Raw genomic sequence first — 24,053 nt, 5'->3', positions numbered from 1 at the left:
ATCGCCGATAAAATCGAATTCCAAATGCTCCTCGCCTCCGACCTCAAAGCCGATAGCTGTGTACAGTGTCGTCACTCATCGGCTCCGCCGAGCCCGCCAGTAAGAGAACTTCGCCTCGCAGCATCCCGTTCCCAAACTGCTCACTGCTACCGCAGAGCCTATTGCTGTCGATCCGTAGCATGAGTGATGCGCGTGCTGGGGATCGTGGTCCGCTAATTTTTTGCTCTGAACCAGCAGTTTGATATGAAGATAGGAGCTACAGCAACTAGAGGTTCAAGAGGGCTCTCAGTAGGGCGGCGAGTTTCGAGCTTGATCGACACTATTCAAGGTTTGAACCTCGCGCGCCAGTGATAAGGAGAACGGCAGGGCAGTCCGTCACCCAATCCTGGCCAGCAAAGGGAAATTCTCGAGTAGCCAGAACGAGAACGCCGATAACTGCCCGGTGATCATGGCGACGCCCATCAAGATCATGATCGCCCCGGCGAAGATTCTCAGAATCCTACCCACCCTGCCGAAACCACGTAGCCGGGACGCCAGCGCGTCCGTGAATAAAGCCGCAAGTAGAAACGGTACGCCAAGACCCAGTGAGTAGATTGCTAGAAGAAGAACTCCGTCCGCGACTGTGGCCGACGCCGCGCCGACCGTGAGGATCGCTCCGAGGATCGGGCCAATGCAAGGGGTCCAGCCGAAGGCAAACGCCAGGCCGAGAACATAGGCCGATGTCGCTCCTCCGCCGGGCAGATCGGAATGGAAGCGAGCTTCACGCATCATCCAGGGGAAACGAATGAGACCCGTGACGAACAGCCCAAACAGGATGACGATCGCTCCGCCGACGAAGTTCAGTTCATAACGGTAGCTGATCAGCATCTGCCCAAGCGCGGTCGCGCTTGCTCCGAGCACAATGAAAACAGTCGAGAAGCCGAGCACAAAACACAGGCCGAGAATGACCGCGGGCAGGCGCACCGCGACGGCGCCTGAGGGCCCGATGCCGCCGGCGGACCGCCCGGCGACATAGGAGACATAGCCCGGAACGAGCGGCAAAACGCAGGGAGACAGGAACGAAATGATCCCCGCCGCAAAGACGGTCAGCATACCGATGTTGGACAGTTCCGGCATCAGTCCGCAGTGTCCTTCGCTGCAGGCCCGGTGGCCTTACCGTCCCTCCTCGCTTTGTCAATCAGCCCGGTCATCGTCTCCAGATCCGTTGCGCCGCGGAGGATTTCGTCACCGATTACGAAAGCGGGCGTTCCGTTGATCCGCAGCGCCTGGGCCAATTCGATGTTGCCGTCGATTTCCGACTGAACGGCGGGATCCTTCATGTCCTGCTTGAGCCGCTCGATGTCGAGGCCGGCCTCCTCCGCGATCGACAGCGTGAGCGCCTCGTCGACACGACCGCTCGCATTCATCATCGCTTTGTGGAACTCGACATAGCGTCCCTGACGGTCGGCCGCGAGCGCGGCCTTCGCCGCGAAGATCGACCCCGGTCCAAGGATTGGGAACTCCTTGTAGACGATCCTGAGTTCGGGATCGTCTGCCTCGGCGTCGATTATGACTGGCGCCACCTGGCGGCAATAGGGGCAATTATAGTCGAAGAACTCGACCATGGTGACGTCCCCGTCGGGATTCCCGCCGACGGGACTCTCCGGATCATTGAAAACGTCATCTACCCGCGCGTCGAGGACGGACTGCGCCTCGCTCTCCTCCGCCTGCTGGCGGCGCGCCTCCAGCGTTTGCATCGCCTCGACGATGACCTCTGGATTGGCGAGCAGATAGTCGCGGACCCGCTGGCCGAACTCGTCGTCGGGTGCTTCCGTTGCAATATCCGATTGCGCACGCTGGAAGCCGGGATCGAGCATATACCAGGCTCCTCCTGCCCCGACCAAGAGCAGAGCTGCGACTGACCACCCCATCGGTTTCCGCGATGTGCGTGGTGCCTCAGCCATTCATTGCTCCAGTGCCTTTCCGATTTATCTTAACCTTGGCGGCGATCAAAAGTAATCTGTTACCCTTTCCCACCAACTCCTCCTTCCGTGTCCGTGCTTCGGGACAGACCCGTTGGTCAGAGCGTTCACGAAGGTGATGAGATTGATCGACTGGAACTTCAGGCCGTGGAAATTCGCCCTCCAGCGGCCTTCGCCATCGATCACATGCGTGACGATTCCGTGCATCTGAAGTCCATCTTCGGTCTTGTCGAATCCATGCCCGAAAGCCTCCGCGAGCTCGCGGGTGGAACTCTCCGACTGCTCCTGCAGCTTCGTCAGGAATAGCCAATTTACCGGATCGAGTCCGTGAGCGGGACCGTAGCCGCGCATCACGTCGGCCGTGTCGTTGACCGGATCGGTCGTCACCGTCACGAAGGTCACGAGGTCCTTCATGGGCGTCTCGTTGATCATGCCCTGCACTTCCGCGATTTTCTCCGAGTGCAGGGGGCACACGTCCGGGCAACTCGCGTAGACAAAGTTGAGCACCACGACCTGTCCGCGGAGGTCGGCCTGCTTCACCGTCCGGCCATCGGCCATCTGGAGCGTGAAGTCCGGCGCGGGCTTGTCGATCATCTGGAAGTACTTTTCCCCGTCGCCGAGTATCTTCTCGACCTCGACCAGCGAATGTGCGCTCGCAGCAGCCGGGACAAGCATGAGAAGCGCCGCGGCGGCTATGAAGATTCTAGATGTCAGCAAAGTCGCCTCCTGCTGCAGAGCGATGGGGCCGCACATTACGACGACCCGCTGCCGCCTCAGACGTCATCCTCCGGAGTTGTGTCCCGTGAGGTTCCGGGCACGTCGGCGTCATCCATTTTCGCCTGCATCATCTGGTTGCAGGTCGTCATCATCTCGTTCATCTGGGTCATCATGCCGGCCATTCCATCCTGGCCCATCATGCCGCCTTCCATCGTAGCACTGGAGCTGGACTCCTTTGGATCCTGGGCGTGAAGCGGAATTGTCGCCAGACCCGCCGCGAAAGCCGGCGCTGCTGCGAATGTCTTCGTCGATCTACGCATCGGTTGTGTTCCTTCCTTCCTCGGGTTGAGCTTGAATTGCCGCAGGCGCGGACATGGTCTCGACCCCTTGCTGCGGCGCTGCTTGTTTGGAGCACGAAGCTCCGGTCATCCGGCTCATGCAGATGCCCAGCGCGCACATTGCCACGCAAGGCAGCACTGACAGAAGCAGAGGTGCGAACCCTGCTGCCATCAGCCAGCTCCAGTTGAAGGCGAGACCGGCCGTGGCGATTGCGACACCCGCAAGCATCAGGGTGCGCCTGCCACCCAGATAATATTTCGCCGCGTGAAGCACGTCGGAGCTAAGCGACCTTTCGGCGGCGGCTTGAGGTGGTGTGGTTGTCATTTTTTTACCTTTCTCAGTCGTCTGCAATTGTGCTGCGGATGAATTCGATCATCTCCGGCGAATCCCATTCCGCAGGGCCGATGAGCCTGCCGATTTCCTCGCCCTCGCGGTTGATCAGGAGCGTAGCGGGGAGACCCACGATGCCAAGCCCGAACAGCGCCTTCCCGGAGGCATCGATATGGAGGGCAATGTTTTCGATTCCGATCTCGGCGAAGAATTCTCTCACCACGTTCGGTCCGGCGCGGTCGATCGACAGGGCCACGACTTCGAAATTAGGGCCGCCCAGCTTGGCCTGAAGCCGGTCCAAGGTCGGCATCTCCTCGCGGCAGGGCACGCACCACGTCGCCCAGACATTGAGCAGCACCACCCTTCCGCGGAAATCGGCCAGCGTCCTCGCCTCCCCGTCGCCGTTCTCGAAACGAACCTCCGGCACGGGCTTTGGTGCATCGTGGATGGCGAAGTTCGGCGGAGCCTCTGCGGCCGAAAGCGGCAAGTTGAGCCAGGCGACCGCGAGAAAGGCTGCAACGAGCGCTTTCATGGCTGTTGCTCCCCGGCCTCGGCGCGCAGGCGCTCGACAATCGGGAGTATCTTTTCGTCCAGCGCTTTCTGGCTCACGGCGCCGATATGCTTGTAGGCGATGCGGCCATCGGCGCCGACGGCGAAGGTTTCCGGAACGCCGTAGACCCCCAGTCGATGCCGACGCGGCCGTTCAGATCCGCGCCAGTTCTCGTATACGGGTCACCCAGCGAATCCAGCCATCCGGCGGCGTCGTCGGGCTGGTCCTTGTAGTTCAGGCCGTGGAGCGGGACCACGCCATCGGCTGCCAGCCGTATGAACAGCGGATGCTCCTCGCGGCAGGCCACGCACCAGGAAGCAAAGACGTTCACCAGCGAGACCTCGCCACGAAGGTCGGCGCTGGACACACCAAGCATCCGGCCCCGGACCGGAGGCAGGCTGAACTCCGGGATTGGTTTGCCGATCAGGGCGGAAGGGATGTCATCGGCGCTCCGCGTCAATCCCCATCCAAGCATGGCGGCCAGCGCGACGAAGACCGTCAAAGGCAGCGCGACCATAAGTCCGCGTCGCCTGTCCAGGGTAGGCGACGGTCCACCTTCAAACGAGTTGGCCGCGCCCGCCGTCATGGAGTCTCTGGCCATTTTCCGCAGCCTCCCCAAAAGAGTGTTTCACAAGCGGTGCGACCACGAGGAGCAGCACGAGCAAGACGAGCAGGCCCGCCCCAGGCATGAGGGCTATGCTCAGCCAGTTGTTGAGGCCGCAATCGAAACATGCCGCTCAGCATTGCTTTCCTCCTACTCCGTCGCGTAAAGCGCGGGCGTCTTTCCGTCCTTCGTCACGGCGAAAATCTCGAACGGTGCGGTCTTCTCACCGCCCATTCCGGGCGAGCCGAGCGGCATGCCGGGCAAGGTGACGCCCGCGATGTCGGGACGCTCCGACAGCAGCTTACGGACGGTGTCGACCGGGACGTGCCCGTCGACCACGTAGCCGTCGATGAACATCGTGTGGCAGCCCTGGAAGTTTTCGGGCACCCCGGCCTTGCGGCTGATCTGAGTCAGGTCGTTGGTCGGCTTGACCTCGACCTCGAACCCGTTCTGACGCAGGTAATCGGCGTAACCTTCGCAGCAGCCGCACTGAGGATTCTTGTAGAGGGTGGCCTTGAGGGCCTCTTCCGCTTGGACGGTGACGCCTCCGGCCAGGAGGAGCGTGATCAGGGTGAGAGCGCGTAGCATTGGTATTCCTTTCGCGGTTATCGTTGAGGTTCTATTTTTCTTGCCCCGCGTCGGCGACGCGAAGCACGGTCATGAGGCCAGCCATCTGGTGATCGGTGACATGGCAATGCAGCATCCAGTCGCCGGGATTGTCCGCGACGAAGGCCACCTCGACGGTATCTTCGGGAGCCATGAGCACAGTGTCCGCCCATTGGCTGTAAGGCGCTTCCGCCCCGTTGCGCGTAAGTACCCGGAAGCTGAAACCGTGAAGGTGCATCGGATGCCACCAGGCAGTAAGGTTGCGCATGGTGATCAGGTGCGTTTTTCCGCGCGCCAGCGACATCAGAGGGGGCATGTCGGCGTGCCCGTCGCCGGTCATCGACGTCCCATTGATGGACCAGAGCGCCTGCCCCATGCCCATCATGCCGCCCATGCCTTGCATCATTCCGCGACCCATCCCTCCGGCTCCCTTCATGCGGCTCATCATGCCGCCCTCAAGGGTCAGGTCATGACGGTCAGGCGCGGAAAGGTCGGGCTCGGGAAGGGGATTCAGCGGCAGGGCAATCGGCTCCGGAAACGTCGTCCGCAGAGGAGCTTCGTCCGAATAGGCCAACACTAACAGCTCGTATTCCAGTCCCTTGTAGAAATCGTCCGTGACCCGGTACCGTCCGCCCGGTACGCCCGTCATGTCGATCATGAGGTCTATGCGCATCGCCGGACCGAGCAAGAGACGGCCGTCTTCCGGCCTGTGCGGCTCGCATGGCTGTCCGTCGATCGCGACGACGAGCGGATCATGTCCTTCGAAACGAAGACCCATGATGCGCGCGAGCGAAACGTTGACGAGTCTGAGGCGAACGCGTTCACCGGCCCGAACGGGTTGGTCGCCGGGAACCGCGCCGTTCAGCGTGGCAATGTTGCCGACGCGGCCGGACATCCCGGCTTCCATCATGTTGCCGAAGCCGGACGCGATCTGACCTTCGGACGTCACCCGCCAGTCCCTCAGGACCCACAGGAGGTCACGGTCGACCGCGACAGTCTCGGTCTCCTCGACGATCAGGACTCCCGCAAGGCCGCGTCCCAACTGCTCGAGGCTGTTGGCATGGGGATGGTACCAGAAGGTTCCGGCGTCCGGCGGGGTGAACTCGTAGGTGAATGTCTCGCCAGGCCGGATCGGTGGCTGCGTCAGCCCTGGCACGCCGTCCATGTCATTTGGAAGGCGGATGCCATGCCAATGAACAGTGGTGTCCTCGTCGAGCCTGTTCTCGACGAGGATGCGGACAGGCTGTCCCTGGCGGACGCGCAGCAGCGGCCCGGGACGACGCCATCGTAGGTCCAGACGTCCGACTCTGGCTTGTCTTTGCCAAGCAATGGCGCGCGGCCCGGAGCTACTGTCAGCCTCCGTTCGTCGATGCCGGCCGCGCGTGAAATTCCGGTCGGCAGAAAGCTCGCGCCCGCAAGAGCAGCGCCTGCCTGGAGAAACCTCCGGCGGAGAATCGAAAAATCAGAATTCACTTTAGAAACCTTCCACGATCACCGCTGACAGCAAGCCGAGGAAGGTCTCGACTGCCATCAGGGATTAGCCTCTGCGCGCGTTACGGCACACAAACGGACGCAGATGCTCGGATCGGCCGCGAAAGCGGCCGATAGCATCAGGCGCTGCCGCGGGTCCTGGGAGGATATGGGTCTGGCAAGGACTCCCGCCCGAGATGGGGAGAGTAGGGGAAGACGTAATGGAGAGATGTCGATGCGACGTCCAACGTCATGATCGAAGGAAGCACGGCAACGACAGGGGCTACGCACACGGGGGGACATGCCATCGGGTCCGCGTCGTCTTGCTCGCCTGGACACGGCGTCACGCAATCACCGGACGCGCTCATTCCATCGGCCATGCCGGACATCTCAACGGCCATCGTGCCGGCCTGGACGGCCGACAAGCTCAAGGCCGACATCGCGACGATCGCGAGCAGCATGGCGAGAAGATGTTTGTACGATCGAGTCATGACAGCGCTATAATGGGGCCCGAGCGCCTTTTGCGCAAGCAGGTTCCAGGCTGTGCGACGTTCGGACCCGCTTCCTGTCAGAATATATAGCGATCCCAGCCGCCGTAATGCTCGGCGCTACGGGCGCCGCGCGGCAGGCTGAGGCCGATCACGAACAGGCCGACGACCACGCTGTTGGCTGTCGCGATCCCGCTAATGCCCAACAGGAACCATGGCGCACCGATCAGCCAGAAGCCGAAGGCGATGTTGATGAAGCGTAGCGGCCGCGCGACTTCTGCCATCGCGATCACGGCCACCGTCAGGATCAAGGCTCCGACCAGGTGGTCGCTGTCGGCCATCGGCGGTTCCGTGCCAAAGACGAGGCGGCTGAACATGAGCCAGACGCCGAGAACCGCGCTGACGACGAGGGTCCAGGGAATGGTGACGCCGCGGGCCGCGTCACACGCCAACTGGCGCGACGGCACGTCGAAACCGGGCCGCTTCTCGTCCTTGCCGCTTCCCGGCAACGCGTCGCCCATGAAGAAGGACCGCCAGAATGGCCGGCCTCGGCGTGTGTTCTGGACCAGGAACTGGCCCATGGCGACCAACTCGTCGAGCGAGTACGGGATCATGATGAGCATGGCAAGCGCCGCCAGCAGGCAAAGCGTGCAATAGGTGCCGATCACAATCGGCTGGATGATGATGAAATAGATCGACACGACGCCCAACGGCACGACAACGAAGCCGAACAGCAGCACCATCCAAGGCATGGTCCGCCAACGCGCGCGTCCCCCCATTAGCCCCATCAGCACCTCGAACATATAAGTTGTGGCGCCCAAGCCGCCGTCGGCGACCGGCCAGGCTTTCGAGACATCCGAGGTGATGATGAATTCGGTGCCGTTCCGGATGGCATCGCCAGCGAAAAACGGTTCCCACACGCCGTCGATATGTCCGAGTTGGTATGCCGCAAGCACGCGCGAAATGACGAATCCGATCGCGCCGAGCGCGATGATCGGAAGGCGCTGCAGATAGGTCGACGGCGAATAGGTCCAACCGGGCGGCATGTCGGAGGAATCCATCATGCCTTCCATACTCATGCCCGGCATCATCGGCACCAGTATGGCGAAAGCTATGACCAGAGCGCCGACGAAGGTGTCGTTGGCATAGACGGCCGCGCTCGGAGTCCAGAAGATCAGCGGCGCAAAGAGCAGCCACACCCCGACAGCCGTATTGGCCCATTGCGCCCAGCTGAAGAGGGGCGACAGGGAGAGTGCTCCGAAGCCCATGATCAACAGGCCGCTGATCAGGTCGCTCCAGGCTGTCAGATTGTTGCGCAGCGACGGCTCCCATAGGCCCCTATCTTCCGTCATGCCCATCACGGCGGCGCTGAAGGTGTCCTCGCCGAACGTGCCGAACACGAAGGGGCTGGTCGCCAGCCAAAACCCGAGCAGGATGTTCAGAAAATGCACCCACTGCATGTCGAAATGCATCTGCCGCATGCTTTCCATGTGCTCGCGCATTATGGCGTGGTGTTTCTCCGAGCGTTCCCCCTTCTTCTCCGGTTTTCCTTCGGCTGCGACCGCCGCAACCCGGGCGGAATTCAGCTTGTTGGCTTTGTACCAGCCGACCGGATCGGCTTTCAGGGCCTCGATCATTTCCGGGAGCGTGTCGCGCAGGGAATGCTTTGGCTCCCAGCCAACGAGGCTCCGGGCGCGCGAGATGTCGAGTTCGTAGTGGTCGTCCGAAATGTCAACCATCCACGGCTTGATGAAGGGATCCTCGTCGAGGATCTCGCCCTCGACCCAAGCTCCGGTCCTGGCCAACGCCTTCGGAATCGCCCGCGTCTCCCAATCCTCGTCGTGAATGAGCCGCGCCACCTCGCGCTGAATCTCGTCAAAGCTGAGTGTCTCCGTCTCTCCCAGAAGCAGCGGCAGCTTCGGCGGCAGATCCTTGCGCCGCTGCACGATCGCGAGCAGCGCGTCGGTCAGGTCGTCCAGATGCAGAAAAGGCTGCCCTGCGTCGAGATCGCCCGGATAGACGTGGCTGACGAGTTGGCGCTCGTATATCCTCGCGATCTGCCGGGACAAGAACGCCGAATGGCACATGTCATCGTAGACGCCGGACGGACGGATCATGACAGTGGGGATGGACTTCCGCTGTTCCCGGATCAGCGCCTCGGTGCGAATCTTCGATTCCCTATAGGGCAGCTTCGGGTCGAGCGGCCAGTCCTCGTCAATCGGTTCTCCCTTCCTCCCGGGCGCATGCACCAGCATCGTGCTGGCGAAAACGAACTGTTCGACCTCGAATTTCTGAAGCCCTCGCAGCAGCCGTTCCGTGCCGCGGACGGTCACCTGCTCGTATTTAGGGTTCGCTTCGCCTGTGAGATCGAAATAGGCGGCGAGATGGATCACCGATGCAATGCGGTTGCCATAGCCTGTGCGCAATCGTTTCAGCGCCGCCTCGACGCTGTCGTCCGAGGTGAGATCGATGCAGATGCATTCGGCCGCGGCGGGCGGATGGGGCGAGGTTTCGCGATCAAAACCGACAAGTGTGAAACGCCTGGCGAGCTTTTCGATGACCGCCGAACCGATGAAGCCGCTGCTTCCGGTAACGACGACAATTTCCTTCTCGCCGGCCATACCTGCTTACCCCTCCGCCTTTCTGTTTGCGGTCACTTCCCGAGGTGTGACTTGGCACTTAATTGTGAGAATGCCCTACAAACGATTCCAGATGCTTAGGCCGGCACTTAATTTGAGAATCAGCAGTTAATTTGATAATCGCTCTTGGCGCCTGGCACTTAATGTGAGAATTCCGACTCTCGGAGTTTTTCACTCGCGAGCCTTCATGAGCGACCCATTTCCCGACGAAATTGATGAGGCGCTTTGGGATGAAGCGTGCCGGCGTGCGGACGCGATCCGCAGCTTTCTCAAACGCAATCCTGAGGGCGCGACGGCCGGAGATGTTGCGGAACTCGCGGCCGAGCTCGGCCTTAGCCAGGCAACTGCATACCGCCTGGTCAAGCTGTTCCGCGCCGGCGGGACCGTTCTGTCTCTGGTGGATCGCAAACGTGGGCGCCCGGAGGGTCATCGTACCCTGGACGAGAAGCGAGAAGAGATCATCCGCGCGACGATCAACTCACACTATCTGAAGCGGACCCGGCCGACGGTTTCGCAGCTGGTCCGTAACGTGCAGGCGAATTGCATGTCGGCGGGGCTCAAGCCACCGCATCGCCGGACGATAGTGACCCGCCTCGATGACATCGACCTGCAAAAGCGTGCCCAGCGCCGCGGCGAACAGAAGATCGTCAAGGCGACGACGCCTGTTCCCGGGGTGTTCGGTGCGTCCCGACCCCTCGAAGTCGTCCAGATGGATCATACGAAGGCCGACGTCTTCGTCGTCGACGAGGAAACCCGGCAGCCCCTCGGTCGACCGTGGCTGACACTGGCGATGGACGTCTGCAGCCGCATGGTGACCGGGTTCTATCTTACGATGGATGCCCCGTCCCGGCTGTCCACCAGTCTGTGCCTTCTACACTCCGTATTCGACAAATCGGCATGGTTGAGAGAACGCGAGGTCACGGAGCCGTGGCCCGTCGCTGGGCTGCCGGACACTGTTCACGTCGACAACGGCGCCGACTTCCGCAGCCGTGCATTCAAGAGAGGTTGTGAGGATGCCGGTATGGCAATCGAATGGCGGCCACCGGGCGAGCCGCGCTTCGGCGGTCACATCGAGCGTCTGATCGGCTCGCAGATGGGAAAGCTGCACCTGCTGCCCGGGACAACATTCAGCAACGAACAGGAGCTGGGAGAGTACGACTCAAAGCGGCACGCGGCACTGACACTGCGTGAACTCGAGCGTTATATTGCACTCGATATCGTCGGCTCCTACCATCAGTCGATCCACGGCACCCTGGGCCGCCCGCCGATTGCGGTCTGGCGGGAGCACGAGGGCGATATCCCGCTTCGACTGCCACAGGATCGGCTCCGCTTCTGGCTAACCTTCCTGCCTGAGCAGGAGCGCACCTTGCGGCCGACTGGGATCCATCTGTTCGGCCTGCGCTACTGGTCGGCGGCGCTGAGCGCCGACGTCGGGCGTTCTGACCGCCGCCTGCTTGTGAAGTACGATCCGCGCGACCTGGCGCGCATCTTCATTCGGCGGTCATCTGGAAACTTCGTGGAGGCGCGCTATGCCGACGTGACCCTGCCTTCGATCACACTGCACGAGGCAGTTACCGCCCGACGCACCCTTCTGGCGAAAGGCCGCCGTGAAGTCGACACCGGCGCCATCGTCCGCACCGCCATCGCACAGCGAGAATTGGTCGAAACAGCCATCAAGAAAACGGCGGCTGCGCGACGCGGGAAGGCTTCTTCGAAATCGAAAGTGGATGATCGGGGATGGGGCTCGCTCCGCGGTGTCGACTCCAGCAAACCTGTACCCTTTGTAGAGGATACAGATTGAGCTGGAGTGAATATGAACGATGGAATCTCCCACCTGACCGCCGGCGCTGCGTCACTGCTTGCCGAAACTGACGAGCGACGCATTCGAGCGATACGATCACGCCGCTGGGTTCTCTACCCGCGCGCCAAGCAGGCGCTCGACCGGCTAAGCGGGCTCCTCGACCATCCGCGCGGCACGCGCATGCCCTCGGTCGCGATCTACGGCGATAGCGGCATGGGAAAGACCATGATCATGAAGCGCTTTCGAGACGAGCACCCGTCGAGTTTCAATCCTCTGACGGGTACGTTGAAGACGCCGGTCCTGGCCATGGAAATGACTAGCCGTCCCGGCGAGCGGCGGTTCTACGCTGAACTGCTTACCCTTCTCGGCGCGCCGCAGCGGCCTCGCGCCGACATTGCCCAGATGGAACAGGCGGCGTTGCGGATCATGGAAGCGATCGGCGTGCAGGTGCTGGTCATCGACGAGGTGCACAACATCCTCGCCGGATCCTACCGCGAGCAACGCATCGTCCTGAATACGCTCCGCTTCCTCAGCAATCGTCTGCAGATCTCCCTGGTCTGCTTCGGCGTCAACGAGGCACGGGAGGCGATCAGCGGCGACGTCCAGCTTGCGCGACGGTTCGAGCAGTTCACCTTGAGCCGCTGGGCTGCGAACGAACAGTTCGAAACCCTGGTAGCGTCGATTCTGCGCAATACCCCGCTGCGTCGGCCTTCGGTGCTTACGCCGAAGTCGCTGCGACGGATCCTACAGATCACAGAGGGCATCACCGCCAGCATCTTCCACATGATCAACAGCCTGGCCGTCGAAGCCATCGAGAGCGGCCGCGAACACATCAACGACGAAGCAGTCGAGAACTGGGAGCCAGAGTTCGATGCCGAGGCGGCATACGCATGATCGAGAACACGCCGCCACGGCAGTTGCCGGTGTGCTTGCCGCCCCATTCTGATGAACTACTGTCCTCCTGGATCAGTCGCCATGCCGCCTTCTACGCGGTCCCTCCGCTTGTCATGCTCAGGCATTGCCTGCCGGAGGCCTCCGCGTTGCGCGCGACCGATCTCCAATTGAGCAGTGATCAGGAAATCCGCCTTGCCAACATGTTTGCCACCGAACCGGCCGTGGTTCGTCGAATGGCCTTCACAAATGTCGCGCAATCATCGCGTCGGCTCATCGCCGCGCGGCCAACGCAGATCTGCACGAGCTGCAGCCCGGCATATACGGAACCGGCGCCGATCCTGCGAAGCCAGCTTTTGGGGTGGCGCATTACGTGCCCTCTGTGTGGAAGCCAACTCCTGGATGCCGTCGGTCGCGAACTCCCCTGCCCTTTCCGGCAGTATTGCGCCGCAGCTCTCCACGGCGAAAGGCTGCTCGATGATGAAGCCGAACGCGACATCCGCACTTGGGCGTCGCCATCGGAAATCGCCCGGCTTCTTCTGATGCGACGGATGACGTGGCCACCGCCGCGCGAAGAGAATCTTTGGCGGTTCAGAGTTCTGGGCGCAATCGTCCCCGACCTCGATCATGTCATTGCCGAGCAACAGGAGAACCTGCCCACACCTGCAAAGCCGATCCTACCGCTTCAACTGCGGCCGGCTCTGCTGGCCGGTGTTGCCATTGTCGAGCGTGCCGGACCGGAGATGCTCCGAATGCTGCGTGGTCACATGATGGGTGACAACAGGGTCCGGTTCACTGACGCCGCCGAAAACATAATAGCCCGAGCTCACCGGTCGAACGTGTCTTCGCAGATGCACTTAATTTGAGAATCCTGAAGCAGCGGTTCTCACAATTAAATGCCAAGCCTCGACCAAGCCGGCGCATTCTTACAATTAAGTGCCAAGCGACATGAGAATTCCGACTCTCGGAGTTTTTCACTCGCGAGCCTTCATGAGCGACCCATTTCCCGACGAAATTGATGAGGCGCTTTGGGATGAAGCGTGCCGGCGTGCGGACGCGATCCGCAGCTTTCTCAAACGCAATCCTGAGGGCGCGACGGCCGGAGATGTTGCGGAACTCGCGGCCGAGCTCGGCCTTAGCCAGGCAACTGCATACCGCCTGGTCAAGCTGTTCCGCGCCGGCGGGACCGTTCTGTCTCTGGTGGATCGCAAACGTGGGCGCCCGGAGGGTCATCGTACCCTGGACGAGAAGCGAGAAGAGATCATCCGCGCGACGATCAACTCACACTATCTGAAGCGGACCCGGCCGACGGTTTCGCAGCTGGTCCGTAACGTGCAGGCGAATTGCATGTCGGCGGGGCTCAAGCCACCGCATCGCCGGACGATAGTGACCCGCCTCGATGACATCGACCTGCAAAAGCGTGCCCAGCGCCGCGGCGAACAGAAGATCGTCAAGGCGACGACGCCTGTTCCCGGGGTGTTCGGTGCGTCCCGACCCCTCGAAGTCGTCCAGATGGATCATACGAAGGCCGACGTCTTCGTCGTCGACGAGGAAACCCGGCAGCCCCTCGGTCGACCGTGGCTGACACTGGCGATGGACGTCTGCAGCCGCATGGTGACCGGGTTCTATCTTACGATGGATGCCCCGTCCCGGCTGTCCACCAGTCTGTGCCTTCTACACTCCGTATTCGACAAATCGGCATGGTTGAGAGAACGCGAGGTCACGGAGCCGTGGCCCGTCGCTGGGCTGCCGGACACTGTTCACGTCGACAACGGCGCCGACTTCCGCAGCCGTGCATTCAAGAGAGGTTGTGAGGATGCCGGTATGGCAATCGAATGGCGGCCACCGGGCGAGCCGCGCTTCGGCGGTCACATCGAGCGTCTGATCGGCTCGCAGATGGGAAAGCTGCACCTGCTGCCCGGGACAACATTCAGCAACGAACAGGAGCTGGGAGAGTACGACTCAAAGCGGCACGCGGCACTGACACTGCGTGAACTCGAGCGTTATATTGCACTCGATATCGTCGGCTCCTACCATCAGTCGATCCACGGCACCCTGGGCCGCCCGCCGATTGCGGTCTGGCGGGAGCACGAGGGCGATATCCCGCTTCGACTGCCACAGGATCGGCTCCGCTTCTGGCTAACCTTCCTGCCTGAGCAGGAGCGCACCTTGCGGCCGACTGGGATCCATCTGTTCGGCCTGCGCTACTGGTCGGCGGCGCTGAGCGCCGACGTCGGGCGTTCTGACCGCCGCCTGCTTGTGAAGTACGATCCGCGCGACCTGGCGCGCATCTTCATTCGGCGGTCATCTGGAAACTTCGTGGAGGCGCGCTATGCCGACGTGACCCTGCCTTCGATCACACTGCACGAGGCAGTTACCGCCCGACGCACCCTTCTGGCGAAAGGCCGCCGTGAAGTCGACACCGGCGCCATCGTCCGCACCGCCATCGCACAGCGAGAATTGGTCGAAACAGCCATCAAGAAAACGGCGGCTGCGCGACGCGGGAAGGCTTCTTCGAAATCGAAAGTGGATGATCGGGGATGGGGCTCGCTCCGCGGTGTCGACTCCAGCAAACCTGTACCCTTTGTAGAGGATACAGATTGAGCTGGAGTGAATATGAACGATGGAATCTCCCACCTGACCGCCGGCGCTGCGTCACTGCTTGCCGAAACTGACGAGCGACGCATTCGAGCGATACGATCACGCCGCTGGGTTCTCTACCCGCGCGCCAAGCAGGCGCTCGACCGGCTAAGCGGGCTCCTCGACCATCCGCGCGGCACGCGCATGCCCTCGGTCGCGATCTACGGCGATAGCGGCATGGGAAAGACCATGATCATGAAGCGCTTTCGAGACGAGCACCCGTCGAGTTTCAATCCTCTGACGGGTACGTTGAAGACGCCGGTCCTGGCCATGGAAATGACTAGCCGTCCCGGCGAGCGGCGGTTCTACGCTGAACTGCTTACCCTTCTCGGCGCGCCGCAGCGGCCTCGCGCCGACATTGCCCAGATGGAACAGGCGGCGTTGCGGATCATGGAAGCGATCGGCGTGCAGGTGCTGGTCATCGACGAGGTGCACAACATCCTCGCCGGATCCTACCGCGAGCAACGCATCGTCCTGAATACGCTCCGCTTCCTCAGCAATCGTCTGCAGATCTCCCTGGTCTGCTTCGGCGTCAACGAGGCACGGGAGGCGATCAGCGGCGACGTCCAGCTTGCGCGACGGTTCGAGCAGTTCACCTTGAGCCGCTGGGCTGCGAACGAACAGTTCGAAACCCTGGTAGCGTCGATTCTGCGCAATACCCCGCTGCGTCGGCCTTCGGTGCTTACGCCGAAGTCGCTGCGACGGATCCTACAGATCACAGAGGGCATCACCGCCAGCATCTTCCACATGATCAACAGCCTGGCCGTCGAAGCCATCGAGAGCGGCCGCGAACACATCAACGACGAAGCAGTCGAGAACTGGGAGCCAGAGTTCGATGCCGAGGCGGCATACGCATGATCGAGAACACGCCGCCACGGCAGTTGCCGGTGTGCTTGCCGCCCCATTCTGATGAACTACTGTCCTCCTGGATCAGTCGCCATGCCGCCTTCTACGCGGTCCCTCCGCTTGTCATGCTCAGGCATTGCCTGCCGGAGGCCTCCGCGTTGCGCGCGACCGATCTCCAATTGAGCAGTGATCAGGAAATCCGCCTGGCCAACATGTTTGCCACCGAACCGGCCGTGGTTCGTCGAATGGCCTTCACAAATGTCGCGCAATCATCGCGTCGGCTCATCGCCGCGCGGCCAACGCAGATCTGCACGAGCTGCAGCCCGGCATATACGGAACCGGCGCCGATCCTGCGAAGCCAGCTTTTGGGGTGGCGCATTACGTGCCCTCTGTGTGGAAGCCAACTCCTGGATGCCGTCGGTCGCGAACTCCCCTGCCCTTTCCGGCAGTATTGCGCCGCAGCTCTCCACGGCGAAAGGCTGCTCGATGATGAAGCCGAACGCGACATCCGCACTTGGGCGTCGCCATCGGAAATCGCCCGGCTTCTTCTGATGCGACGGATGACGTGGCCACCGCCGCGCGAAGAGAATCTTTGGCGGTTCAGAGTTCTGGGCGCAATCGTCCCCGACCTCGATCATGTCATTGCCGAGCAACAGGAGAACCTGCCCACACCTGCAAAGCCGATCCTACCGCTTCAACTGCGGCCGGCTCTGCTGGCCGGTGTTGCCATTGTCGAGCGTGCCGGACCGGAGATGCTCCGAATGCTGCGTGGTCACATGATGGGTGACAACAGGGTCCGGTTCACTGACGCCGCCGAAAACATAATAGCCCGAGCTCACCGGTCGAACGTGTCTTCGCAGATGCACTTAATTTGAGAATCCTGAAGCAGCGGTTCTCACAATTAAATGCCAAGCCTCGACCAAGCCGGCGCATTCTTACAATTAAGTGCCAAGCGACAGGCCGCCTCCTTTCTGGCTCTGCGTGCAATGCGCAGATAGACCTGGCGTGACTGCACGCCTTGAGCGCTCGCGGCCCGTTCAGCCACTGGACCGCGCGCAGCGAGAGATGGCTGTCGGTGGGATGGGCCACGGCCTCGGTCTGCACTATGGTGTCAACCACGACGCGTTATAGCTGACGCTCGCTGACGGCCCCGCTTGCCATGACGAGCGAGATCGTCTCGGCCAGCAGCTGTTCGAGCTTGTCGCCATTCATGCGCTAGTTCCAGTTGGCCATCAAGGAGCGGTCGACTGGTCGCCTGTGCTGGACATGGGGCTATCTAAACCGATTGCGAATCTATTACAGGCGACTAGCGGCGCCGGCGGCAGACGTTTCACTCAGTGGCGATCTCTGGCATGATTTGGCCCGCCAGCAGCTTCTCCTTCGACAGCAGCCCTGCGTCCTCGAGCGACTCGAGATCCGGCAGATCACGCAACGTACCGAGTCCGAACTCGAGCAGGAACTCTTTGGTCGTGACGTAGGTGTACGGCGCGCCCGGCGTCGGGCTGCGCGGACCGGACGCGATCAGCTTGGCGCCGCGCAGATGGCCGATCAGGTCGCGCGAAACATCCTTGCCAAAGAAGGACGACAATTCTCCACGCGTGATCGGCTGAAAATAGGCGATCGCCGTCACCACCAGCACTTCGAACTCGCTGAGGCTGCCGGCGGACTCCCCCTGGCCGATCGCGGCGCGGATGGCGTCGGCATAGGCCGGGCGGGTCAGGTGCCTAAAACCGCCGGCGACGGCGACCAGGTCATAGGGTCGTCCGCGCAATTCTTCGCGAATATCGTCGATCAACAGATCGATGCTGCAGCTTTTCCCCACGATCCGCGCCAGCGCCTCGCGGCCGACCGGTTCGCTCGCCGCGAAGATCGTGGCCTCGACGCGGTGCATCCACTCGCGCCAGCGCGCCTCCGGCGGCAGATGATCCAACTCCCGATCAAACAGGCGGTCGCCTGATCGCTGGTCATCTGATCGGCCTCGCCGCTTGCGCGCTGCTTCAGCCATTTCCTAAAGCCCGTAGATGCGGAACGTTGAGCGGCCGGAGAGCTCACGCACGGCGCCGAGCTCGACCAGGCGATCGAACAGCCGGCGCAGGCCACGGTCGCTCATGCCTGCGATCTGTTGGGACGCGACCATGGCATCGTCGGACAACAGCCTTTCGACCACGGCGTCCGCCGCCCTGGCCCTCAGTTTTGGCGCGACGCCGAGCAGCCGGTCCGCGCGACGCCCGAGCTCGGCAAAAAGATCGATGGCACGCAGCGGGGCGCGCGCCTGCGCGGCAAGCAGAGTGATGACACGCTCAGCATCCGTCTCAATGCTGGTAACCACGGCGCTGGCTGCCGATCGACGCAGGCTAGTTCTTGCGCCCAGGGATGCTTCTCGACCCAACAGCGGCACCGCATGTGCCCAGCCCAGGCGCTGCGCAACAAGAGCGTCGGCGAACCATGCCCCGGCCACGCGTCCGAACCCATGGCGCTCGGCAGCCGCAAAAGCGCCGGTCAATAGTCCAACGACTCCCGCGCTGAAATTCTGGCGAAGCTCGTGCGCCAGATCGCCGATCGCCGCATCGTCATGCGCAATTCCGAAATCATCCAGCACCGTGCCGATGCTCGCCACGGTCAGCAGTTTTTCCGCAGGTGTTCCGGCCAGCCTGCGCCACCCCGAAAACATGCGGCCGGCGGGGCCGACATCGTCGCCGGGCCTTGTCAGCAGAATGGCATCACGCAATTGACCTTCGTCCTCGGCGCGCCCTGCCTGTTTTGTCGTCACCGCGGCCGCCGCAAGGGCCAGCCGCTGCCGCCAGGCGCCGGACCAACGCTCCTGCCGGCGGACCACGGCATCGAGCGCGCCAATGGCGGCGCCGGCGGCGAGCGCGACATCCTCAAGGGCATTTGGCTCCACACCTTTTCCCGCAAGGCTTTGCGCATCCGGGACGGCCCGGCGCAGCCAGGCCGGCACTGGTGCCATCGGGGCGGTCGAAGCGGCACCACCAAGCGTGGTGTGCTGGCGCGAGGTGGGTTGCGGGCGCAGAATCATTAGCGGCAGCATGGTTCACCGCGGCGCTTTTCGCAATCGAAAAGGCAATGAACCGCCGCACCTGTCGTGGCATCATAATGAATGATAATGTTGCATTATCGGTCGTTTGCTCTCTATGTAGGAAATGGCCTCTCTCGTCGATCAAAACCGCGAACGCCGTGCTCGGCATCGCTCCGCTCGATCACAGGAAACGCCGCCGGATGACGACCAAACCGGGCCGGCTGGATCGACCGAGCGCGATCACCTGATCGCCGACGACCTGCCCGACATCGTTGACATCGTCATGGATATGGGCCGTCGGCCGGAAGCGCCGCCAGCGGAAGCCCAAGCGCCCTCCCCTTCCCTGCCGGCTGCAGCCCGCGAGATCGAGCGCCTGCCCGATCATCTTGAAAAACTCGCCGACCGCGCCCGCGACTATGTCGAAGCAGCGAGTTCCGCCAACACGCGGCGTGCCTACGCCTCCGACTGGAAGCATTTTTCCTCCTGGTGCCGGCGCCAAGGTTTTTTGGCCACCCCGCCCGATCCGCAAGTCGTCGGGCTCTACATCACAGCACTCGCATCAGGCAGTTCGGCAGGTACGAATTCAGGGGACAAAAAAGCGGTGTCGACGATCGAGCGTCGTCTGTCCTCCCTCACCTGGAATTTTGCGCAGCGCGGCCAGCCGCTCGACCGCAAGGATCGCCATATCGCAACCGTCATGGCCGGCATCCGCAACAAGCACGCCTCTCCTCCCCGACAGAAGGAAGCGATCCTGCCTGAGGATCTGATCGCCATGCTGGAAACCATTGATCGCGGCACCCTGCGCGGAATGCGGGACAGAGCCATGCTGCTGCTCGGCTTCGCCGGCGGCCTGCGCCGCTCCGAGATTGTTGGACTCGACGTCGGCCGCGAACAGACCGAGGATTCTTCTGGCTGGGTGGAAATCCTCGACAAGGGCATGCTGGTCACGCTGCGCGGCAAGACCGGCTGGCGCGAAGTTGAAGTGGGACGCGGCTCGTCGGATACCACCTGCCCTGTGGTCGCGTTGGAAACATGGCTGAAGTTCGGGCGTATCGCGCATGGCCCATTATTCCGGCGCGTCACCGGGCAAGGAAAGAAGGTCGGTGCCGAGCGCCTCAACGATCAGGAAGTCGCCCGCCTCGTCAAGCGGACCGCTCTCGCCGCCGGTGTCCGCGGCGATCTGCCGGAGAGCAAGCGTGGCAAGCTGTTTGCAGGGCACTCACTTCGGTCAGGCCTCGCTTCGTCTGCCGAAGTCGACGAACGCTACGTGCAAAGCAGCTCGGTCATACCTCGGCGGAGATGACGCGCAAATATCAGCGCCGCCGTGACCGCTTCCGAGTAAACCTCACCAAGGCCTCGGGGCTCTGAAAAGCCCCTCCCCTGCCCTGTTGCGGCCGAATGGGCAAGCTCATATAGTCATGATAGTCAACGTGGTCATGGAGGTCAACGATGCTATCTGCTCCCAAAGAAGACGCCAGCTGGACGGTCGCCGGAGCAAAGGCACGGCTGTCGGAGGTCATTGAGCGTGCGCAGTCTGCACCTCAAACAATCACCCGGAACGGTAAGCCAAGCGTGGTTGTCGTCTCGGCCGAGGAATGGCAGCGCAAGACGGTGCGAAAGGGCACACTTGCGGAGTTCCTGATGGATTCGCCGATGCGCGGCGCCGAGCTTGACCTCGAGCGTCAGCGCGACGAACCACGTGATCTGCAGCTGTGAACGTGTTGCTCGACACGAATGTCCTCTCCGAGGTGACGAAGCCTGCCCCCGACCCAAGAGTCTTAGGATGGCTGGACCAACTCGATGAGGACCATTCGTTCATCAGCGTGGTATCGATTGCCGAAATCCGGCGCGGCGTCGCCCTCATGGACGCAGGGCGGAAACGCGAGGCTCTAGCCGAATGGCTAGCGCGAGATCTCCCACAGCGTTTCGAGCATAGAGTGCTGCATGTTGACGAGACGATCGCTCTGGTCTGGGGCGATCTGATGGCGCTGGCGAAGCGGCACGGTCGCGGCCTTTCATCCATGGATGGCCTGATCGCCGCGACAGCGACGGCGAAACAGCTCACCTTGGCGACCCGCAACACGAAGGATTTCGAGGGTTTTGACTTCGAGCTATTCGATCCTTGGACTGCATGAATCCCGGCCGACACCACGGCCATCTGGGACATCTGCGTGTTCATCTACGCGGCTCCCTCAGGGGTCGAGGATCTTCTCGACAGGGTGAAGCGGAACGGCTTGTTCAGCAAATTCCGAGAGGCCACGAATGTATTCGCGCGAACGCAATACCTATCGCGCACCCTGATCGTAGCCGGGATCGGCCAAAGGAATCGTAAACGCGGGGCGCGCCGTCGTGGAACAAAGAATCGTCGACAGCCGGGACGATTTCGCACAATGGGCGATCGATCGGGCCAATGCGATCCTGACAGATCAGGGTTCGAATCTGGCCACCGCTTCCCGCCGCGGAGACGAAGCTCAAATCGGCGAGACGGCTCAGGCGCTGGGTCAAGCAATCGTGGATGCGCTGCTTGAGGCGTTCGACGGTCTAGTGGGCGACAGATGAGCTCCTGGCTTGATCCACGCACGCGGCCGTGCCACCGATCAGCCGTCTGTGGACGCACCGATACATCCGCCATCACGATTTCGGCCTGCGCAAGCTTCTGAGAAGCGCTTCCGACACCTCGAGCCGCCCTTCCCTGTTGTCGCCATCGCCATCGTCCGGCGACCCGCCTGGGGTCTGCGCGGCCGCCTTCTGGGTATCCAGTTTCGCGCGCAAGAGCGCCATCACCATCGGCCAGGCCGAGAATTTCCCGTCGCGGGCTCGATCGGTCAGGCTGCGTAAATAGCCGCCGGCGCTATTGATCTGATCAGCGCGCTGATAGATCGCGGCCAACGTGATCGCCGCTTGGCGTTCGCCGAGCGCATCGCAGGCCTCTCGCCAGGCGCTGGGGCTGACCCCCAGCATCGGCCGGGCGACCTCCGCCGCCGCCAGAAAGTCGCGCCAGTTGTGGATTTCGCCATCCTTGGCCAGCTCGCGCCAGTTTCCGCAGGCGTCCAGCACGATCCCCAAGGGCAATTCCCGTTTGGGCAAGCTGTGCAGGTTGTCGTTTTCCGCAGCGTTGCCGCCCGCTTCTTGCTTATTTCCTGAGCCGTTTTTAGATTCAGATATGGAGTCTGGGTTTGAATTTTGTATGTGGCGACCGGAATGGGACTCATTGGCGTCCGGATTCTGTGTTTTCGTGAAAGATTCCAGTGCGTCACGGATTTCAATCCAAAGCAGATCCAGGTCCTCGCAGATATCCTCGATAAGTTGCCGTGGGGCGGTTCGCGGGAGCCGGCCGATAATCCCTTGATAGGTCCGAGTCATCTTGCCCCAATTGCCTGCAACCCCCTCCTCGATGCCGGCGTCGATCATCTTCACGATGTCCCGGCGCAACAAGGTCAGGCGCTCTCTGGCAGCCTTATAGGCGCGCTTTTCGGTCTGAACCGTCTCAGCCAGTTCGGCGAACTCCCCGGCACGCGCGACGATCGGCGACAGATCGAAGCCGTAGGCCTGTTCGATCTGCCCGCCCCGACCCTTGCGTGCAAAGCGTTTGCCGTTTGGGCTGTCCCGGCGGATGATCAGCCCACAATCGACCAGGACGGCCAGATGACGCCGCAATGTTGTCGCCGGCATGCCATTCGCGCGGGCCATGAGCTGCTCGTTCGACGGCCAGACGACGAGTTCGCCTTTGGCCGAAAGCTCCATATCCCGATGGAAAGACAATAGCGCGTTGAGAATCGCCAAGGAGCGATCCGTGGCGCCGATCATATCCTTGGCTTCACGTATGGATTTGAAGACATGCCATTTCTGAACGCTGGCGCCCTCGGGCATGGCGTTCGCTGCGACCTGGCTGGCCATCATGGCAAGCGTCACCGGCCGCCGCCCAAAGGGCGTCGTTGTCATATGCGTCTGCATTTTCCTTCACCTGTCGTTGGGCAAAAGAAACCTGCTCGCCGAAACGACGCCGAGACTCTTGACAGTGATTCGCGGATTTGCGATTCTCGATCTTGTCAGAGAATACGAGAAGGGCTTCCGCGCGGTGACGTTCGGGGGCCTTTTTCTATTGCTGGTTCGATCTCCGTTATCTATTTTCCGATTTTCTGAAGGCCTCGTAGAGGCTGTCCAGATTCCTGGCGAGCCATTCGCCAAAAGGCTTGGCTCCCTTGTCCTTGAACTCGAGCGAGAGACCGCCTGCCCGGGATTGACAGCGACTACGAGTGATCGATCCTCTGGAGCCCAGACCTTCGATCCAGGAATGACACGTGCTTTTCTCGGGGTCCTAGTGCTCTTTAGAAAACTCAAAAGAAGATTGAACCCTTGCTCGCTGTCTTGAGCCTTGGCGAACTCGTCGGCCTCGACAAACTCGACCGATCTTTCCGCGTTCGTCGGATTCTGAACCAACTTCTTCAGTTCTTCCCAGCGGTCTCGGCCGACTCCCTTGGCAGCACCAACAGCGCTCAGAACGGGCTTAGGTATCCCCCGGCGACAGACAACATGCGCGAGAGCAGCGTATCATCCACGGTCAAAGCAGACTTGATGGTGGACCTGGTCATTCCTTGGTCGAGCAATCGCTGCGCGAACAACGCCTTCTCGATAAATGACAGATCGGACCGGGCGGTGTTTTCCTGGCCCTGCGCAATCACGTGTTCGATATCGGCGAGCGGCTTGACCACCGCTCGAACCAGAGCCCCGAGTTCCCGCGCTACCTTGGCCCGGCGATGACCGAACACGATCATGTACCGACCCGCAGCATCAGGATGCGGACGCACCAAGATCGGCGTCGATTGGCCAGACTGCTTGATGGCCTCTCGCAGCTGTGCGTACTCTTCATCGCTTTCGTCAATTCGGTCGGCGACGAATGAGCTATCGAGGTCAGCTGGATCTAGCGAAACCACTGTTTCACCTGCAAGCATCTTCATGCTGCTCTCGGCAAGCTCGTCGAGAGATTGCCGCATCGAACGCGATGCACCCTTCCTCGTATACTCGGATCGAGCTTCCGACGATGATTGTGATCTCTCAGCCTTCAATGAAGCTGTCACGCTTGCGAGGAGGTGTTTTCTAGCCATTCGCACACCGAGGATGACCCGTGAACGTG

At 61.8% G+C, this 24,053-nt stretch carries 21 protein-coding genes and 3 pseudogenes; 10 read left to right on the top strand and 14 right to left on the bottom strand.

The annotated features are described in order from the left end of the window. Positions 1-375: 375 nt before the first annotated feature. The 10 genes and pseudogenes from BSQ44_RS25975 to BSQ44_RS25925 all read right to left on the bottom strand — a co-directional run bounded on the left by BSQ44_RS25975 (position 376) and on the right by BSQ44_RS25925 (position 9,686). Positions 376-1,116 carry a cytochrome c biogenesis CcdA family protein gene (locus tag BSQ44_RS25975; RefSeq protein ID WP_072608387.1) on the bottom strand — a complete coding sequence of 247 codons (741 nt, stop codon included), beginning with the start codon at positions 1,114-1,116 and terminating at the stop codon, positions 376-378. Next, positions 1,116-1,856: a DsbA family protein gene (locus BSQ44_RS25970; protein WP_235633455.1), complete on the bottom strand. Its 741-nt coding sequence runs from the start codon at positions 1,854-1,856 to the stop codon at positions 1,116-1,118. Before BSQ44_RS25970 ends, BSQ44_RS25975 begins: the two co-directional genes overlap by 1 nt. Positions 1,857-1,988: 132 nt before the next feature. Beyond that, positions 1,989-2,678, bottom strand: a complete 690-nt coding sequence (locus BSQ44_RS25965) for an SCO family protein (protein WP_235633454.1) — start codon at positions 2,676-2,678, stop codon at positions 1,989-1,991. A gap of 56 nt (positions 2,679-2,734) precedes the next feature. Beyond that, on the bottom strand, positions 2,735-2,878 hold the full coding sequence (locus BSQ44_RS27115) for a hypothetical protein (RefSeq protein ID WP_157894705.1): 144 nt from the start codon (positions 2,876-2,878) through the stop codon (positions 2,735-2,737). A gap of 112 nt (positions 2,879-2,990) precedes the next feature. After that, positions 2,991-3,368 carry a hypothetical protein gene (locus BSQ44_RS25955; protein ID WP_335623297.1) on the bottom strand — a complete coding sequence of 126 codons (378 nt, stop codon included), beginning with the start codon at positions 3,366-3,368 and terminating at the stop codon, positions 2,991-2,993. Then, positions 3,355-3,879, bottom strand: a complete 525-nt coding sequence (locus BSQ44_RS25950; RefSeq protein ID WP_072608382.1) for a TlpA family protein disulfide reductase — start codon at positions 3,877-3,879, stop codon at positions 3,355-3,357. The genes BSQ44_RS25955 and BSQ44_RS25950 overlap by 14 nt, the downstream gene beginning before the upstream one ends. Then, positions 3,876-4,414: pseudogene (locus tag BSQ44_RS25945) on the bottom strand (DsbE family thiol:disulfide interchange protein). The gene BSQ44_RS25950 and the pseudogene BSQ44_RS25945 overlap by 4 nt, the downstream one beginning before the upstream one ends. 237 nt (positions 4,415-4,651) lie before the next feature. Beyond that, complete coding sequence (locus tag BSQ44_RS25940; RefSeq protein ID WP_072608381.1) at positions 4,652-5,089, bottom strand: DUF411 domain-containing protein; 438 nt, start codon at positions 5,087-5,089, stop codon at positions 4,652-4,654. Between the two features lie 31 nt (positions 5,090-5,120). Then, positions 5,121-6,580 (bottom strand): annotated as a pseudogene (locus BSQ44_RS25935) (multicopper oxidase family protein). 565 nt (positions 6,581-7,145) lie between these two features. Further along, positions 7,146-9,686 carry an SPW repeat domain-containing protein gene (locus tag BSQ44_RS25925; RefSeq protein WP_072608379.1) on the bottom strand — a complete coding sequence of 847 codons (2,541 nt, stop codon included), beginning with the start codon at positions 9,684-9,686 and terminating at the stop codon, positions 7,146-7,148. 205 nt (positions 9,687-9,891) lie between these two features. Between BSQ44_RS25925 and BSQ44_RS25920 the strand changes: the two genes are divergently transcribed. From BSQ44_RS25920 to BSQ44_RS25895, 6 genes are all read left to right on the top strand, one after another. Continuing rightward, positions 9,892-11,505 carry a Mu transposase C-terminal domain-containing protein gene (locus BSQ44_RS25920; protein ID WP_072608378.1) on the top strand — a complete coding sequence of 538 codons (1,614 nt, stop codon included), beginning with the start codon at positions 9,892-9,894 and terminating at the stop codon, positions 11,503-11,505. 12 nt (positions 11,506-11,517) lie between these two features. After that, complete coding sequence (locus tag BSQ44_RS25915; RefSeq protein ID WP_072608377.1) at positions 11,518-12,399, top strand: TniB family NTP-binding protein; 882 nt, start codon at positions 11,518-11,520, stop codon at positions 12,397-12,399. Then, complete coding sequence (locus BSQ44_RS25910; protein WP_072608376.1) at positions 12,396-13,262, top strand: TniQ family protein; 867 nt, start codon at positions 12,396-12,398, stop codon at positions 13,260-13,262. The genes BSQ44_RS25915 and BSQ44_RS25910 overlap by 4 nt, the downstream gene beginning before the upstream one ends. Positions 13,263-13,386: 124 nt before the next feature. Then, positions 13,387-15,000, top strand: a complete 1,614-nt coding sequence (locus BSQ44_RS25905; RefSeq protein WP_072608378.1) for a Mu transposase C-terminal domain-containing protein — start codon at positions 13,387-13,389, stop codon at positions 14,998-15,000. A gap of 12 nt (positions 15,001-15,012) precedes the next feature. Beyond that, positions 15,013-15,894 carry a TniB family NTP-binding protein gene (locus BSQ44_RS25900; RefSeq protein ID WP_072608377.1) on the top strand — a complete coding sequence of 294 codons (882 nt, stop codon included), beginning with the start codon at positions 15,013-15,015 and terminating at the stop codon, positions 15,892-15,894. Continuing rightward, entirely contained in the window at positions 15,891-16,757 is an 867-nt protein-coding gene (locus tag BSQ44_RS25895; protein ID WP_072608376.1) for a TniQ family protein, read from the top strand. The genes BSQ44_RS25900 and BSQ44_RS25895 overlap by 4 nt, the downstream gene beginning before the upstream one ends. A 455-nt stretch (positions 16,758-17,212) precedes the next feature. Here the strand turns inward: BSQ44_RS25895 and scpB are convergent, their stop codons facing one another. Then, positions 17,213-17,887: an SMC-Scp complex subunit ScpB gene (scpB, locus tag BSQ44_RS25890; RefSeq protein ID WP_072608375.1), complete on the bottom strand. Its 675-nt coding sequence runs from the start codon at positions 17,885-17,887 to the stop codon at positions 17,213-17,215. Positions 17,888-17,890: 3 nt separating this feature from the next. Continuing rightward, positions 17,891-18,931, bottom strand: a complete 1,041-nt coding sequence (locus tag BSQ44_RS25885; protein ID WP_235633453.1) for a DUF1403 family protein — start codon at positions 18,929-18,931, stop codon at positions 17,891-17,893. Between the two features lie 112 nt (positions 18,932-19,043). Between BSQ44_RS25885 and BSQ44_RS25880 the strand changes: the two are divergent. The 4 genes and pseudogenes from BSQ44_RS25880 to BSQ44_RS25865 all read left to right on the top strand — a co-directional run bounded on the left by BSQ44_RS25880 (position 19,044) and on the right by BSQ44_RS25865 (position 21,478). Continuing rightward, positions 19,044-20,287 (top strand): annotated as a pseudogene (locus tag BSQ44_RS25880) (site-specific integrase). Between the two features lie 81 nt (positions 20,288-20,368). Next, a complete protein-coding gene (locus BSQ44_RS25875) occupies positions 20,369-20,635 on the top strand; it encodes a type II toxin-antitoxin system Phd/YefM family antitoxin (RefSeq protein ID WP_072608374.1) in 267 nt (88 codons plus the stop codon). Next, a complete protein-coding gene (locus BSQ44_RS25870) occupies positions 20,632-21,054 on the top strand; it encodes a type II toxin-antitoxin system VapC family toxin (RefSeq protein WP_072608373.1) in 423 nt (140 codons plus the stop codon). The genes BSQ44_RS25875 and BSQ44_RS25870 overlap by 4 nt, the downstream gene beginning before the upstream one ends. A 214-nt stretch (positions 21,055-21,268) precedes the next feature. Then, the gene (locus BSQ44_RS25865) at positions 21,269-21,478 is read left to right on the top strand and encodes a hypothetical protein (protein ID WP_072608372.1); all 210 of its coding nucleotides are present in this window, start codon (positions 21,269-21,271) and stop codon (positions 21,476-21,478) included. A 72-nt stretch (positions 21,479-21,550) separates the two neighbouring features. Here BSQ44_RS25865 and repC read toward each other — a convergent pair whose 3' ends face one another. Both repC and repB read right to left on the bottom strand, forming a co-directional pair. After that, positions 21,551-22,873 carry a plasmid replication protein RepC gene (gene repC, locus BSQ44_RS25860; protein ID WP_072608371.1) on the bottom strand — a complete coding sequence of 441 codons (1,323 nt, stop codon included), beginning with the start codon at positions 22,871-22,873 and terminating at the stop codon, positions 21,551-21,553. A gap of 542 nt (positions 22,874-23,415) precedes the next feature. Next, positions 23,416-24,024, bottom strand: a complete 609-nt coding sequence (gene repB, locus BSQ44_RS27860) for a plasmid partitioning protein RepB (RefSeq protein ID WP_335623288.1) — start codon at positions 24,022-24,024, stop codon at positions 23,416-23,418. Positions 24,025-24,053: the final 29 nt, after the last annotated feature.

This window comes from Aquibium oceanicum (assembly GCF_001889605.1).
Taxonomy (GTDB): domain Bacteria; phylum Pseudomonadota; class Alphaproteobacteria; order Rhizobiales; family Rhizobiaceae; genus Aquibium; species Aquibium oceanicum.
Note: the sequence above shows the minus strand (reverse complement) of the source record. Positions and strands in the feature narration are given on the sequence as shown.

Coding starts and splice junctions, on each gene's coding strand:
- BSQ44_RS27115 (WP_157894705.1), bottom strand. CDS start 2,878: ATGATGGGCCAGGATGGAATGGCCGGCATGATGACCCAGATGAACGAG.
- BSQ44_RS25920 (WP_072608378.1), top strand. CDS start 9,892: ATGAGCGACCCATTTCCCGACGAAATTGATGAGGCGCTTTGGGATGAA.
- BSQ44_RS25925 (WP_072608379.1), bottom strand. CDS start 9,686: ATGGCCGGCGAGAAGGAAATTGTCGTCGTTACCGGAAGCAGCGGCTTC.
- BSQ44_RS25875 (WP_072608374.1), top strand. CDS start 20,369: ATGCTATCTGCTCCCAAAGAAGACGCCAGCTGGACGGTCGCCGGAGCA.
- BSQ44_RS25885 (WP_235633453.1), bottom strand. CDS start 18,931: ATGCTGCCGCTAATGATTCTGCGCCCGCAACCCACCTCGCGCCAGCAC.
- BSQ44_RS25940 (WP_072608381.1), bottom strand. CDS start 5,089: ATGCTACGCGCTCTCACCCTGATCACGCTCCTCCTGGCCGGAGGCGTC.
- BSQ44_RS25900 (WP_072608377.1), top strand. CDS start 15,013: ATGAACGATGGAATCTCCCACCTGACCGCCGGCGCTGCGTCACTGCTT.
- BSQ44_RS25970 (WP_235633455.1), bottom strand. CDS start 1,856: ATGCTCGATCCCGGCTTCCAGCGTGCGCAATCGGATATTGCAACGGAA.
- repB (WP_335623288.1), bottom strand. CDS start 24,024: ATGGCTAGAAAACACCTCCTCGCAAGCGTGACAGCTTCATTGAAGGCT.
- BSQ44_RS25950 (WP_072608382.1), bottom strand. CDS start 3,879: ATGAAAGCGCTCGTTGCAGCCTTTCTCGCGGTCGCCTGGCTCAACTTG.
- BSQ44_RS25975 (WP_072608387.1), bottom strand. CDS start 1,116: ATGCCGGAACTGTCCAACATCGGTATGCTGACCGTCTTTGCGGCGGGG.
- BSQ44_RS25895 (WP_072608376.1), top strand. CDS start 15,891: ATGATCGAGAACACGCCGCCACGGCAGTTGCCGGTGTGCTTGCCGCCC.
- BSQ44_RS25910 (WP_072608376.1), top strand. CDS start 12,396: ATGATCGAGAACACGCCGCCACGGCAGTTGCCGGTGTGCTTGCCGCCC.
- BSQ44_RS25905 (WP_072608378.1), top strand. CDS start 13,387: ATGAGCGACCCATTTCCCGACGAAATTGATGAGGCGCTTTGGGATGAA.
- scpB (WP_072608375.1), bottom strand. CDS start 17,887: ATGGCTGAAGCAGCGCGCAAGCGGCGAGGCCGATCAGATGACCAGCGA.
- repC (WP_072608371.1), bottom strand. CDS start 22,873: ATGCAGACGCATATGACAACGACGCCCTTTGGGCGGCGGCCGGTGACG.
- BSQ44_RS25915 (WP_072608377.1), top strand. CDS start 11,518: ATGAACGATGGAATCTCCCACCTGACCGCCGGCGCTGCGTCACTGCTT.